At 35.2% G+C, this 469-nt stretch carries 1 protein-coding gene; it reads right to left on the bottom strand.

The window, feature by feature from the left end; translation table 11 throughout:
* Positions 1-469, bottom strand: a 469-nt coding sequence (locus E1160_RS00025; protein WP_218048598.1) for a pentapeptide repeat-containing protein, incomplete at both ends; no start/stop codon positions are given.

Here is a 469-nt window from a genome sequence, read left to right as displayed (position 1 = left end):
ACTTAGACTCGTTATTCTCAAGAAAATCAGGAGAGTTTTCTTTTGTGAAGAAAGAAAGCATATCGGCAACTAAGGCTGCCTCAAAATTTGCATTTGTAAAATCGGCAAACAAGAATGTTGCATTTTGGAAGTTAGCATCTGTTACATCTGCACCATTAAATTCAGCAATCACTGCTGTGAAATCAGTAAAGTCACTATTGGTTAAATTGGCTCCATTAAAATTACCCCAAGCGATTTTCGCATTTGAGAAATCCGCGTTCGTAAGGTTTGCACCAGCGAATTTGGCGCCTGCTGAATATTTGCCATTCCCGTTATGAGCAGCATTAATTATTACATTTGAGAAATTGGCATTTTCTAGATTAGCATTCTCAAAACTCGCAGTACTAAATATTGCATTTTCAAAGGTTACATTCATCAAATCTGAATTATTAACATTAAAATGCGAATTTTTTACATCTACAAAACTAGC

Origin of the sequence: Curvivirga aplysinae (assembly GCF_009711445.1) — a bacterium.
Classification (GTDB): Bacteria; Pseudomonadota; Alphaproteobacteria; order UBA8366; family Aestuariispiraceae; genus Curvivirga; species Curvivirga aplysinae.
Note: the sequence above shows the minus strand (reverse complement) of the source record. Positions and strands in the feature narration are given on the sequence as shown.